Below are 13,525 nucleotides of genomic sequence, written 5' to 3'. Positions count from 1 at the left end.
ACATAAATGCTTATAAGAACCCCCTAAATCAATAACAAATATTTGCTGTCCGCGCGACAGCCCATCTAGAATTTGCGCTTGCTCAAAAAAGGACTTTCCAGCGCCAGGCGAGGCAACCGTTAGCCGATTAAAATTGGTAATAGGCAACACCCGGTCATCAAAGGTATTTAAGTAAAAGAGTTGATGGCGATAAGTTGGCACGATTAGCCCTTGGCGCGCACCCTTAAAATCCGCCACCACCGGCATGAGATTCGCCACATTAAAGTGCGTGAGTTTTTTAGTCATTCCCAAAAGCTCAAGGCTTGAAAAAAGCCCATCTGTCAGCATAAAAGGCAAACTTCCTAAGAATCGAAGCCACTGTTTACAGCGACTTTTAGTGAGTGTAAAACCCAACTGCCTGAAACTCGCAATGGCTTTGGCAACCTGTTCGCGCTCTTTGTTTTCGGTAGTATAGAGAACGACATTGTAAAAGGTCGGCAAAAGATGCAGCTCGCCTTTTGATGCATGCTCATGAACCGCCTGCCATTCGGCGGCTTCCTCACGAATGAATGGATTAATAAAGGCCTGTATGTCATTATTATTAGCACTTAAGGATTTAGCACGTGCTTTAGCTCGCCCTTTCATCGTTTCTTGGTTAACGCCCCGAATAGTAAATGACAGCAAAAAAGGACAATTAATCCCGTGCTCAGCCGATAACAAATTGGCAAACAAATCCGGTGTTTGCCAAAGAGCAAACGGCTCACTTGGATAACTTGTGATTTCACAATTAACCAGTCTTGCGCGTTGTAGTACGCCCTTTTCATCGGCAATGGATACATCAATGGCTTCATCACCGATTTCATAGACGGTAGAGGGATTGAGAATGAGCTCGCTTATAAACTCAGAGGATTCATTCACTGAAGGCCACGACAATTCATTAAAATTAGGCGAAATAAGCGCTCGCATTAGCACACTAAATTCATGACTTTCCAAGCGTCTAAGCCCAAAACCGGCGACGTTAAGTTCTGATTCAAAATCATCTCGCAAAATCTTAAGCTGTCCTTCAATACCAGCCTGCATGGGGCGAGAAATAAAGAGGTACGCCGTATAATCACTTAAACCGGCAGGCACATTACGGCCATTTTTATAGCCTTTTTTAATAGCCTTTAAATGATAGTTAAGACTCAAGCGCGCAAGGTCTGCAAAAATGCCACCTTGCTTTAAAATAGGCTCATAGTTTTGGGAGAGCGTATTTAGGAGCCAAGGATGTTTATATAAGAGCACGGTACAATCAGTACTTATTGTGAGTTTATTTTTAAACAGTTGAGCAAGGCTTTTCATGAGCGATTCATCCGCGCCACTTAGAGGCATGAGCGCTAACCCAAACCCCATGGAGTTGCGGTTGATAAAAAAACTTTCTTCACTTGCTGTTTCATAAGGCAGCAGACTTTTAATAGACGGCAAATCCAATGTAAGCGACTCGTGTGCTTTTTGCTGCATGGAAAGAGATTCAGGCTTTATACTCATCGTCTCCCCTAATCCTTGACTTGCCTTATAGCAAAGTTCGCGCGCTTTATCGCGCCACTGCGCACGTTTTAAGCCCATGATTGCGCCTCTCTTTGTTGTGCCACCCACACCGATTGGCCCGAAGAGAGCTTGACTTGGTGCCCTTCTGGCTTGTTGGTGTGAGCGTCTGTTCTAGACTGACTTTGTAGCAAAGCGGGTCTTGCGTCATCTGCAAAACGAGTCATGGCATCGACTTGCTCAATGGTCAAACAGCTGTCGCCTGCGGTCGCATTGCAACTAAAATTGGAATTCATTGTGCCGCACCCTGAAGACAAGGAAGCCAATAGGGAAATTAAACACATTAAACTTGCTCTCATCGCAAACCTCCTGTTTCATTGCGACTCAACGTATTGACCCTATCAATCTTGCCTAAAACTTCCGGTGGCACCGTAAAATTCATCTCTGATGGACTCTCCTCTTGAGAGGCAATAATGCCTTGCTCCTCCTGCTGAGCGTTGACCTGATTAAGCGCATGCATTCGTTTGTCTTCATCAGGCTCTAAATAAAAGCCATCTTTAAACACAATGGTCACCACATTGCCACTTCCGACTTGAATCACGGGATGATATTGCTCAGCGCGTTTAACATAATAAGCAGATAGCGTATCCGCTGCTTTTGATGCACCCCCATAAGCCGCAAAAGGCGCAATTTGACTTGAAGGCACCACAGAGCTCGCGCCATATGGCCCAATGTTTTGAATGCTTTGGGCATATTGGGCAGCGGAGGCAATACCTGACAAGGCACCACTCACGCCCGCCCATGTCATCACTTTGTTATCCCGCATTAACGGTTGACCCTTAATCCCTACTTTGCCATTAAAAAACACCCAGCCCGTCACTTCTTTATCAATAATGGGCTGGCCTGGATGGGCACAAGACAAACGATAAAGGGTAGCAAACGCCCGCTCGCTTGAAATATCCCCATAGGAATTAGCACTCACCCGACATCCTTTAAGACGTGAGCGTGCACCATTTGGCAACGTGCCATCTTCCAAAAACTTAAAGAGCATCACTCCGTTATTCTTAGACTGCCCATTGACAGACGCATCCGCATCAGCCCCACCTAAGATTACCGCTCGAACGGACGTATTGGAGGGTACGTAATGAGCGGGATTTATGTAATTGTTAGGGTGCAGTTGGGTCACGTGGCGTCTAGGTCGAAAGGACACCGTATGAATGCGAGGCGCTCCATCCGATAGGGTAGCGCCCATCGTGACCTGATTCATGGCATAGGTCGGCGGCTTATGCCAAAGCTTAGGGTTTTGCACATCGCTTAGTGCAGCAGAGGGGACTTGTTGTTTGGTGGAACTTGTTTTTTCCTGACTTGCTAACATCAGCGTTGTTAACTGAGAAGTGAGCTCTTCTTTTTGCTCTTGCAATTGGCGCTGGTGTTCTTCACCCATGACTTTAATGTGTTGTGTTAAGTCCTTGAGTTCTTTTTTAAGTGATTCAAGTTCATTTTGTTGGGCGGTTAAGGCATTGTCTGCTACCGCATCGGTAAATGACTCGTCTACAATGCCCGTTAAATTAACGGCTTTTTGGGTCGCAGCGGTTTTCTTAGGACGCCCATTAAAGGCTAACGTAATAATTATTGCCACAATGACAATAAGACTACATCCAACTAGCAATAGCACTCGCATCTGGCGGCTTTTAACCAAGCCATTTAATTGTCCATTAGCCATGGCTAGCTCCTTGGACACGATAGAGCATCGCATGCTCACCAGGATTAAGGTTAGCCTTAGAGACCTTAACTGCGAGTGTTTCTGCTTTTACAAACCAATCCTCCGATAACGTCAAGGCGGCTTTTCCGCCGTTATAAAGCTCAATGGCTTCCCCTTTTAACAGATTGCCTTGCCAAGATTCACGAGGCACGAGTGTTAGTCCTTTAGACCAGCGCTCGACATGACCCCATTGGCGCTTGACTTTCACATCTGCAAAAGGCTTTTGCTGCTCCATGTGCGTAAGCATGGCGAGAATTGCTTCGGGTATTGCAGCATGGCTCATTGTTTTTGGATTGCTTTTGGCTGTGAAATTACCTCTGACAATGGTGGGCTTGGATTGTTCTGGAATCAATTCAATGGTCTTGCCTAGCGCCTCTTCACCCGTTAACGTCACCGAAAAATGCCGCCCTGCTTCGGTGGTTAAAAACAAGGTAAAGGGATGCGCTGCCGATAACATGACATACACGGAGCCATCTTGCTCATCACGCCTAATCGCCATGCTGTTAGGCGGAAAGACGGCCTCCACAATTTTGTCGTTTTTCACCACCAGGCGATTGTAGTTATTAGTGGCAAGGGTGACTGCAAGTTCACTATTGTCTTTGACTGGGATACTGGCCCCAATTGCCACAGTTGTTAACAAAGTCAATGCAACACTACTTAATGACTTACGCATCTTCTTTCTCCTTCACGGGTATAAATTTAAGGATGGATAAACGGCCGTTTTGATAGTTAAATTGCAACCGGTAAATTTTCTGCTCATCGTTTAAGGCATGAAGACCCACGTAACGCTTAAGTACGCCCGTTACAACCGCTGCCAATGCTTGGGGATTTGTTTTAATCTCGGTAATGGCAAAGGTAGAGGACATTTTTTTAGCTTTAATCACCTTAGCTTCATTGGTCAGTAGATGAAGCATGTCGGAATAATAGTTGGGGTTTACAAAAGAAAGTAAGCGCTGATGATTGGCATTAACCGTTTCAGGCGTGACATTTAAACGTTCATTAACGAAATTCTCACTCATCAAGCTTAAATAGTGACTATCCACTGTGGAGACTGATTTAATATAACTTGCACTTCCTGAAAAAGGTGTCACCTCAATCGTGTGATGAGCCCACACGTGATAAAGAAAAGAAGACAACACCATATTAGAAACCAAAAGACCAAACACCAAGACCACCATCAAATTAAATCGGGCAGATAATTGGCTTAAGCGGCTTTGGTAGTGTTTAAAATCCATGTTAATGTCCTTAAGCAACATACACGCGATGGTGAGATAAGGGTAATTGGGGTAGAAAAAATTGAGTGAATCCACTTGGTAAATACCAGTAGGCAAGGACTAGTAATACTTTCGGCCCCTCTCCTTTCTTTAAATAACGCAAACCACTCAAGAGCCCCAACCCAAACAAAGACACCAGCACTTTTTGGTTAGCGACAATGAGCAACATAAACCCAAGACCCGCAACAATGAGCTCATCTATCGTCAGTGTTAGCACTCGCTTTGGCGCATCAATGTGGTTTAAGAATTGGTAATTCATGTTGCTCATCCCATTCTCCTTAAAACACAAATGTTTTGAGTAAAAAGGCGGGAATAAAAGCAACCGCAGTCACCCCTACAAAGACCATCGGATTTTTACTTTTCACAGCCATGGCCGTTGCTAAAATGATGTCTATTAGAATAAAAACCTTCCAAAACATCGACCCACTGCCTAAAGAGTCTTTGACATCGCCTTCTAAAGCTTTGGCTAATAAATCATTAGCAAGCACACTTTTTGAAAGCAGCAGGAAGACTAACGTTGATCCTCCTCTTTGTATTAATTTGACTATTCTTTTACCCATTTTCATGCATTTTCTCCGTTTTTAGGTTGCAAAAATCCCTTAGGCGCTTTTTCGCCTAATTTTTTTCAATGGTTGTTATTTATTTAACGAATTAAGTCATCACGTTTAGTTGTGCTGGTCAGTTTAAAAAATCCCAGAAATCACTTTCACCAGACCTTGCTCTAGCAGTGGTTTTGCATCTTGAAATTTTAAATTGACCTTATCAGCGTTAGACACCACTCGAGTTCTGTAGCGCTGATATTGACTATCGCGGTATGAGGTTTGAGAAGTGATAGTACTGTTTCCATTTTTTAATTGTGATTGAAATTGCTCATTTACTTTAACGCCCCTGCCCACACGCTCGCTGATTTGAATATCAGTAATCATGGTATAGTTCACATCTTTAACCAAAGAATCAGCCGCCAAACCAATAACCCCACCTGCAAGCCCGCCCGCAAGCATGCCTGAACTTGTGTTGGTGAAACTTCCTGCAGCCGTTCCTGCTATAGCTCCTGTTAGCGCTGAGCCATAACCACCACCTAGCGCGGATTGACTTGCCGCGATACTCATTTTGCCTACCTTAAGAATATTGGCTTGTAAGAGATAGTGAGCCGAATTCGGATTATTGACCACCTGGTAGCCTTGTTTAATTAGGGCTAATTTTAGTCGGTGAGTAATATCTACTTCTTCCGCAGAAGTGTTTTTTATGGAAAGATGAATCGTTTTTTGTGTACCAGAAACAGGATCTAAAAAAACTGTTTCGCTTTGTTTTGTGCTCACTTGCAACGAGCCATGCTCAAGGGCCGTTTGAGTCGCAGCACAGCCTGCTAATATAACGAAGGTATTAATGAAAACTACTTTTTTTATCTTCTTGTGATTTACGTTTATCATTCCCGGTTTCCTTGTTATTTTTATAAATATGTAGTGTTGTGTCGTCTCAACATTTTGTTTAACTGGCATGCGCTGAAAGCGAATGCCATCATCTCTATCTAAGTTGCTTGCTGCTACTTTATTAGTTAATAAATTATTATTATTCTTATTACTTATTAGGGTTGGATTTTCCGAATATGGAACTCTAGTCGCCGTTTTTTCAGGGTGAGGTTCTACCAAAGACGCTTTTCCAGAAAATAATACTTCGCCTTCATTTTTTAGCTGCGATACTTCGTAATTTTTTTTATATATTCGTAGTACAGACATCTTGAGCTTCCATTTCTATTTTTTCCTGAGAATTTTTATACGGCACGGTTTGGTTTAATTCAGAGATAGAGCGAAATCGAAACAAGTGATCTTCAAGACGTAATTTCGCTTCTTGAGTTTTTTTTCTTCCAGACCTTTCCGCAGCTAAAGACAGTGCCTTATTTTCTTTGCTTGAAAGTTTTATGGTTATGTGAACTGACTTATATTGAATCTTTTCTTTCATCACAAATCCTTGTATTAGATTTTTCAATTTAGATTCGATGGCAATCTTTTTATGTATTAAATCATTTACAAGGCTTTTAAGGAACATGTAAAATACCATGCATATTTTTGACCTTTTTTTTGATTTTGATTGATTTATAATCAATTCTGTATATTATGAGGATTACTCATGTCTCAGGGAATAGAACGCGTTTACTGGAAGGATATCCGTGATACTTTCTACAAAGTTACACCTGAGTTTACATCAAAAGTTGATGCACTCTCTCCTGATCAAAATTACCCCTTATACATTTTGAGTTTTCCGTTTGGATCAATAATTGGCGATGATAAAAGCCAATTCATACCTAATGATGACGGATCCTTTTATCGATTAAATGCCTCTGATACACCCAAAGATATTTTTGATAATATCGGATATGGAGCTGATAGCTCGCCACTTGGAATGGTACTAACTAAAAGTATTGAATTTTTTGTAGATCTTCCTGAAAAAAATAGAACGATACCTATAGCAATTATGAACCCAGGGGATTTCTTTAATTTCACCCGTGTTCTAAGTGAATATAAACCGCTTCCATACGCTCCTAATGGATTATTAAACGCTGCCGCAGGAGCAAGAACTGTTTTTTCCCTTCCATATTTAACTTGTACTACATCATTTAGAAAGCTTGAAAGAGAAATTGGGGTTTTAAGCAAAATTCCTTCAAGCCTATATGAACATTGGCAATTGTTTAAAGATATTGTTGCTTCAAGTAATAATCAGGGAAATTGGAATATGCAATTAATTTATTTTTCAAAAAAATGGGTTAATAGCATTCTTCATGATACCAGATGGAATTCCATTAAGTCTTTTTTGTTTCAACTGGCTTGGAAAGAGTCTGAATATACTCGAAATCAATATTATTTTGATATTGCATACTCTTTAATGCAAGAAAAAGGGAACTTTGCTATCAATCCTTATCTAACAGATACAGCAAGACATGTTCTTGATATTGCTGTTGCTGCTTATCCTGGTCTTTCTCCAATTAACAATGACAATTTGGTACCATTAAAGCTTTTGCAACACACCTTAACGTACTCTTATGGTTTAAAAAAATATATTCCAACAATAATTGCCCCTCAGTATTTTTCGTTACATAATAAAAATGCTGATGTCTATTACTCTATGCAATACCCTACCACTCGTGCATTTTCTCCTAAAACACAAAATACAATTAGCACACTTAAAAACCTGGAAGACTTAAATAGAATAATTGAAAAATTCAAATTATTTATTCTTAAAGATAATGGGATATGGCAAGGTTCTATTCTACAGAATCAAGTAAAGAACACTGAAATTACATATATTCATACTTCAAATGGGTTAGATATAACACTATCGCAAGAAATTGTGCAAAAAGATCCGCGATTCAATTTCTATTATCCAAATTGCGCGACTGATAATGCCATGCCAGCCTATACAGCAAATTTTTTTCGTGGTTGCGTTAAGCTGTCAACAACTGAGGTCTAAATTCTCTACGATTAACTTTGGAACATAATACTAATGATAAGCAACCTATTATTCCACAAAAAAACCATATATAGTTTTCTCCAAAAACCACCTGTATTTTTCCGCCAGTTAAGGTTCCAATGATGGTTCCAAACGCATATAAAAACTTGTAGTACCCCATGGCCTTACCTCTTTTTTCATTTGAAACATATTGAAAGCAAAGAAGCTGGGATAAAGTTGTTCCCAACATTTCACCCAATGTTGTGATCAAACAAACTACAATTACAAGCCAGTAAGCAGAAGAAGCCATGCTTAAAACGAACATTCCTCCTCCAAGAAAAAATACACCAAGCCCCATCGATAAAACTTGATTTTTCTTAATTGCATTTTTAGTTACAGTTGGAAGTAGGAATATTATTAGAAAAGAATTAAGCATGAATATGAAACTAGCGCCAGAGTCACCATAATATTTTGTTAAAAATAATGAATAACCTACTCTTTGTTGAGCAAATATAAGGCCAAGCAAGAAAATAATACCTAAGCTTAATCGATATAAACTTTGATTGGCTTTTGAGTGACCTTCATCATGATTTTCTTTTTTTATATGCACCTTATCTGAGCTATCTAAAAAGTAAAACCATGCTGATATTATTAGAATGGTACCTATCATTACAAACATATATATAGGATTGGCTTTTGATAAGTAACTTACAACAACGCCGCCAATGCCTAGTCCAATATTAGAAGACACATTCAATAAACTTATTGCCAATGCTCTTTCACTTTCCATTTTGCCAGCTAATGCTGTAATTAAATAATCATTACAGATAATATAAACATAACTTGCCATTCCTAATATCAGCATGATTACGGTGATAAACCATGTTGATGTGGTACCACAAATAGCAAAAAAACAAATTGCCTGTAAAATTAATGAAATTCCTGATAATTTAAATGGATTACTTTTATCAAGCAATTTTGAAGTCCACCAAGAGCCTAACAAGTTACCTAAGACAAAACACCCAACAATCAAGCTAATTGTATCAGTAGTTAATAGCAAATATTCATTTAAGAAAATAGCAATAAAAAAAGACACCCCTGCTGAGATGGATTGGATCATATAAAACAGTAGGTATAGTTTGCACTTTTTATTCAAGTTTATATAAGAATATAAATATTGTTTAATAAAACTCATACCACTCCGTTAGTAACTTAGTTTATTGAAAATCTTCTATTTTCAAATTCAATTTGAAAAGAATTTTTTCATCGTGCAATCTTTTTTTCTCAGCAGGTATATAGAGTGTTGAAATAGAACTAATATCCTGATTTATCAATAATTCTATAGCAAATTTAGTAATTTTAGGTTTAATACCAGGATAAAGAGCCGCCTCATACAAAATAACTTCGTGCTGTGAAGAGTATATTTTTAATAGCTTTTCTTGAATAAGAGATAATCCTTTTTTAGAATTTTCTTTAATTACAGGCTCGATATTTCCAACCATTCCTAATTGCCAAATAACAAGATCGTAATGTTTATCCACCGTGTCATCAAATATTAAAAAGCTCATAGCTTCGACAGATAAACAACCATTTTGGCTAGGATCCACTTTCAAATCAGCAAAAAGACAATCTTCTGCAGAAATACCAGGCAATACAACAGTTTCAATATTTTGTTCTTTTGCCCTCTTTATGGCATCTAAACCAGGTGATGAAAAAATTGTTGGATGGCCATATAACACTATAGAAACAAAATCATACTGCTCTGTATAATTAAGTATTTCGTCAGCTATTTTTTTATAAGATTCAGCCCGTTTTTCATATAAAAAGTAATGATTTTCAAGAGATATACATTTTTTACTATATTTATTTAACCATTTTTCAAATATTGGTTCATTAACTAAATACAATACACAATCGGCTTGCTTAATATAAGCTTGTGCCTCAATGGTTAAATGCGAAATAGTTTTAATCCCTGATCCAATTAATACAAGTTTTTTATTCACGATTTCTAAAACTTGCTATTTTAGTTGTATCAGTAAAATGTGTTTTATTAGATACCTTCACCCTAATAGCAAGACTATCATTTCCTAAAATGTCAATTATTTCTTTTTCTTCCTCGTTAAAAATAGCCGAATTTGCTATCTTTTCAAAGTAATTTAAGTCTTGCATTGCTTTACCCCTTAACCATTTTTTTTTGAACATTACTTCAAATTATAATTTTTTCTTTTTTCTGGCCATATTTTTTCTTTAAAGTAAATGCTTAACTTTGCAGCAGGTGGAGTTGGATCTCCTTTTTTTCTGCCATCTGGAGCCAAGCTATCTAGTTCTTCTTTACTTAAATCCTGCTGCCATTCATCAAAAGCTATTTTGTATAACTCTTCTTCAATTGCCTTCTTTCTTTCCATTTCGGCTTTTTTTGCTTCGATAATTTTTAATTGAGCCAATTCTTGAGGAGATTGGTAATTTGGTTCGAGCCAAGCTTCACCTCTTTTTAATACAGTAATCAATGTGGCCAGTGGATTTGGATATTCCTTGGTTTTTGCGTTGTATTTTAAAGAATAAGCAAAATGATTTATAGATTCCTGTGCCACATCAGGAGTACTTTTATTTTTAATTTGTAATAAATGCTTTTTATTAAAGCCTATAGATTCAAGTGGGCTAATATCCACATCTTCCCAATTATCCAATAAATCAGTTATCGACGAGGTACTAGTTTCTATGGCTTTATTTTTGGTAATTTCAAAGGGCTTTATTGACCCCTTTAAGATTTCTCTTTCCAACTCATTGCAAATATTTTCATTTAATTGATACCTTGACCATCCTAGATGACCAGGTTGAAATTCTATTCTCTCTATAAATTTTTGTTTCAATAGAAATCTAAGAGCTGTTCTTGCAGAATCTTTTGAAATATTAATATAAAGCATCATATCCCGAAGCTTTACTCTTGGAGTCTTATAATCCTCTCCTGCACTTTGCGTCAACTCATATAAGTATCGAAATAATTGCAGCGGGTTGCTTCGTAAATCCGCAAAACACAATAATTTAGGCTTATAAACCCGATTCATAGACCCCTTTGGAGATAAGACGTCAATAACGCTAACGTGTGAGGGCAACTCTGGCTTATGAATTGGGTTTATACCATCTTTTTTTTGTGTTGATGATTTATCTTCATAACTATCTACCAGCCAAGCTCTTCGTTTTTTTCCGGTAAGTATTCTTGGTTCATTACCATTTGGTAGTTTTTGAGCGGAAGTATCGTCCTTTAGCTCGGGCAACAAGTCGTCCAATCTTGCCATATTATGCTACCTCAGCTTCTTTCGTATAACTAAATATATATTGAAGCAAGTCTTGATAATCTTCTGCTGCATTATTAGATTTGCCAGAACTATAAACATTATTTGATTTTTGAATGCTTTTTGGAATTTCTGAGCAATAGCGTATTACTACCGGACATAAATGATGAATTATTGCATCTTTTTTCTTGGCACCTTTAATTGCCTCGCTTGTAGTAGATATTCGACGATCTATACTGGAAAAATAACAATGAATATCAATATCACGTTCTAAATTGAACGTATCTTGTAATTCTTTAATTTCATTTAGTATTTTTTCAGCACCATTAATTGCATAATTATCACTTCGCATGGGTATAATAACAGTTCTTAATAACTGTGGGTCTAACTGAGAAATAGCACATACACTAGAAGCAAAAATGCTTGATAGCTGTGGGGTATGATCTTGAAATATTTTTGTGTTACTGCCTAAGTGCCTAAATATTTCATGATAAAAATGTAGCATCCCCTTTTTTATATCAGATGGTTTTGACAATACTTTATCTATATACGCTTGATTTAAATTTGACTTAACAAACCAAACATTGTTACCAACCTCAGTAAGAATACTTTCGATTTTTGCTTTACCCTCAAGAAAATCAATTAAAATTAGTTCATCATCATCTGCGGGAGCACCAAACTCAGTCGCTGTAAAACTACCTTGTGAGTCAGTATCAACAACAACAATAGGATCTTTACGGGTATGAATTCTGCGAGCTGATGCACTTAAAGAATATGTGCCTGTAGTTTTTCCAACACCACCACACAAGTTTGCAGTTAATATAACCCCGCCTTTTTTAAAGTAATCCTTTCCATTCTCTAATAAAAATTCAGTTGCTGCTTCAGGAGACAAACCAACAATTCGATCATTAATCCTAGTGACTAGCGTATCGGGTGCTTCTTTAAAATAGCGGCTAATCAAAGTTTTATTAATATCAGTAAGTCTGGATAGCTCACTAATTTTTATTTGGGAAACATCCACTTTTATCTTCCTTGCCTAACTGAAACAAATTTAGATTAAATATTAATATATTGTTTCTGTTATTGCAAATAGTTGTTTAAACTAAATTAGTATCTCATGATATCTATTGTGGTGAAAACAATTTATGAAACAAAATCTGACAAAATCAAAGGGGTCTATGAATCGTATTTATAGAGCATAAAGGCAAAGATGGAGGATAGTAGATTAGGTAAATAATGGAAAAAAATCCTAACTTCTTTCTCCTCTTTCTAGCACAAGTTGTATTGCCCAGTACGAAAACTAGTAAAACACTCTTACTGCCTAAAATATATATTTTAAATCAGGTAGATTTAATCAATGTTATTTATGAAAGGGAAAAGTTTTTAGTCAATAAGATGAGTTAATTATGGTTTTAATTAATTTGCTGTTGAATCCATAATGCCATGCTCACTTCTTGTTTGCCTGGCTTAAAATCTTTATGGTTTTTATCAAGCAACTGATTAAACCTGTTTTTTCTAAAAAAGTATCTTATTTAATGGTAGTAATAGTATTTAATAAATAATTATTACTAATTACTATTAAACCCCTTTGGAGTTTGAAAATCACAAAGGGGGCTATAAACCTCTTTTAGAGCAGGCTGCATGTATTTTTATGCCAGAGTCGCATCGTTCGACAAGACCATATTTATAAACCCCTTTATATAATGGGGTTTATAAATATGGTTTATAAGACGTGTTCATCATAGTCATTTATAAACCCTATCTATAAATAGGTTTTATAGATAGGGTTTATAAACCCCTTTATATTGATTATGTTAATATATTGTTTTTTCTCAACAAGTTTAAGTAGTTTTTGTCTAGAATATTATTGCTATTAATGCTTAATTGTAAGATGTTTTAAATTAGTAAAATCAAACCAATTACTCTCGATATCATTTTATTATTTCCAACTTCTATTATGGAAGTGGTGCTACTTTATTTGCCTCAACGCTGATTGGAAACAAAGTTGGGCTTAATGCGTTGTATAATTTTGTTACACAAAAATATATAGGTATTTAGGTAAGCTAAAAGGGCCTATAAGCTTTAGTTTATAAAATAGTTATTCGCTATTGCCAAATGATACAAAGAAGAAGGATGAAAGACGTAATCTGTATTTGTTGATTTTAATTAAGCACGTTATATCATTAAATTTAATTTGGTCTAGTCATTTTGAGACACCGAAGCTTAGTCGGTGTCGCGAAATGATCTAG

14 protein-coding genes are annotated in these 13,525 nt (G+C 37.2%); 1 reads left to right on the top strand and 13 read right to left on the bottom strand.

What is annotated here, in order from left to right:
• The 8 genes from E1P04_RS17150 to E1P04_RS17110 all read right to left on the bottom strand — a co-directional run.
• Nucleotides 1-1,584 (bottom strand): TraC family protein (locus tag E1P04_RS17150; protein ID WP_165482845.1); only part of this gene is annotated, 1,584 nt, incomplete at its 3' end.
• 274 nt (nucleotides 1,585-1,858) lie between these two features.
• Nucleotides 1,859-3,226, bottom strand: coding sequence for a TrbI/VirB10 family protein (locus E1P04_RS17140; protein WP_131784077.1), 1,368 nt, complete (start codon nucleotides 3,224-3,226; stop codon nucleotides 1,859-1,861).
• Nucleotides 3,219-3,938 (bottom strand): type-F conjugative transfer system secretin TraK, encoded by a 720-nt coding sequence (gene traK / locus E1P04_RS17135; RefSeq protein WP_131784076.1) that lies wholly within the window; start codon nucleotides 3,936-3,938, stop codon nucleotides 3,219-3,221. The genes E1P04_RS17140 and traK overlap by 8 nt, the downstream gene beginning before the upstream one ends.
• Entirely contained in the window at nucleotides 3,931-4,500 is a 570-nt protein-coding gene (traE, locus tag E1P04_RS17130) for a type IV conjugative transfer system protein TraE (protein WP_131784081.1), read from the bottom strand. The genes traK and traE overlap by 8 nt, the downstream gene beginning before the upstream one ends.
• A gap of 10 nt (nucleotides 4,501-4,510) precedes the next feature.
• A complete protein-coding gene (gene traL / locus E1P04_RS17125) occupies nucleotides 4,511-4,807 on the bottom strand; it encodes a type IV conjugative transfer system protein TraL (protein ID WP_131784075.1) in 297 nt (98 codons plus the stop codon).
• 10 nt (nucleotides 4,808-4,817) lie between these two features.
• Nucleotides 4,818-5,105, bottom strand: a complete 288-nt coding sequence (locus E1P04_RS17120; RefSeq protein ID WP_131784074.1) for a hypothetical protein — start codon at nucleotides 5,103-5,105, stop codon at nucleotides 4,818-4,820.
• Between the two features lie 117 nt (nucleotides 5,106-5,222).
• Nucleotides 5,223-6,275 (bottom strand): complement resistance protein TraT, encoded by a 1,053-nt coding sequence (locus E1P04_RS17115; RefSeq protein WP_345788928.1) that lies wholly within the window; start codon nucleotides 6,273-6,275, stop codon nucleotides 5,223-5,225.
• Nucleotides 6,253-6,498, bottom strand: coding sequence for a TraY domain-containing protein (locus tag E1P04_RS17110; protein ID WP_131784073.1), 246 nt, complete (start codon nucleotides 6,496-6,498; stop codon nucleotides 6,253-6,255). Before E1P04_RS17110 ends, E1P04_RS17115 begins: the two co-directional genes overlap by 23 nt.
• A gap of 168 nt (nucleotides 6,499-6,666) precedes the next feature.
• On the opposite strand from E1P04_RS17110, the gene E1P04_RS17105 reads away from it, so the two are divergent.
• Nucleotides 6,667-8,004, top strand: coding sequence for a hypothetical protein (locus E1P04_RS17105; RefSeq protein ID WP_131784072.1), 1,338 nt, complete (start codon nucleotides 6,667-6,669; stop codon nucleotides 8,002-8,004).
• Here the strand turns inward: E1P04_RS17105 and E1P04_RS17100 are convergent.
• The 5 genes from E1P04_RS17100 to E1P04_RS17085 are packed head-to-tail and all read right to left on the bottom strand — an operon-like array spanning nucleotide 7,979 to nucleotide 12,297.
• Nucleotides 7,979-9,178: an MFS transporter gene (locus E1P04_RS17100; protein ID WP_131784071.1), complete on the bottom strand. Its 1,200-nt coding sequence runs from the start codon at nucleotides 9,176-9,178 to the stop codon at nucleotides 7,979-7,981. The two genes, E1P04_RS17105 and E1P04_RS17100, sit on opposite strands and share 26 nt — an antisense overlap.
• Before the next feature lie 22 nt (nucleotides 9,179-9,200).
• A complete protein-coding gene (locus E1P04_RS17095; protein ID WP_242604519.1) occupies nucleotides 9,201-9,986 on the bottom strand; it encodes an SAM-dependent methyltransferase in 786 nt (261 codons plus the stop codon).
• On the bottom strand, nucleotides 9,979-10,152 hold the full coding sequence (locus tag E1P04_RS17780) for a hypothetical protein (RefSeq protein ID WP_165482844.1): 174 nt from the start codon (nucleotides 10,150-10,152) through the stop codon (nucleotides 9,979-9,981). Before E1P04_RS17780 ends, E1P04_RS17095 begins: the two co-directional genes overlap by 8 nt.
• 32 nt (nucleotides 10,153-10,184) lie before the next feature.
• Nucleotides 10,185-11,279 (bottom strand): hypothetical protein, encoded by a 1,095-nt coding sequence (locus tag E1P04_RS17090; protein ID WP_131784070.1) that lies wholly within the window; start codon nucleotides 11,277-11,279, stop codon nucleotides 10,185-10,187.
• A gap of 1 nt (nucleotide 11,280) precedes the next feature.
• Nucleotides 11,281-12,297: a ParA family protein gene (locus tag E1P04_RS17085; RefSeq protein WP_160116246.1), complete on the bottom strand. Its 1,017-nt coding sequence runs from the start codon at nucleotides 12,295-12,297 to the stop codon at nucleotides 11,281-11,283.
• Nucleotides 12,298-13,525 lie beyond the last annotated feature (1,228 nt).

Origin of the sequence: Legionella gresilensis (assembly GCF_900639865.1) — a bacterium.
Lineage (GTDB): Bacteria > Pseudomonadota > Gammaproteobacteria > Legionellales > Legionellaceae > Legionella_C > Legionella_C gresilensis.
This window is presented reverse-complemented; position numbering and strand designations above follow the sequence as displayed.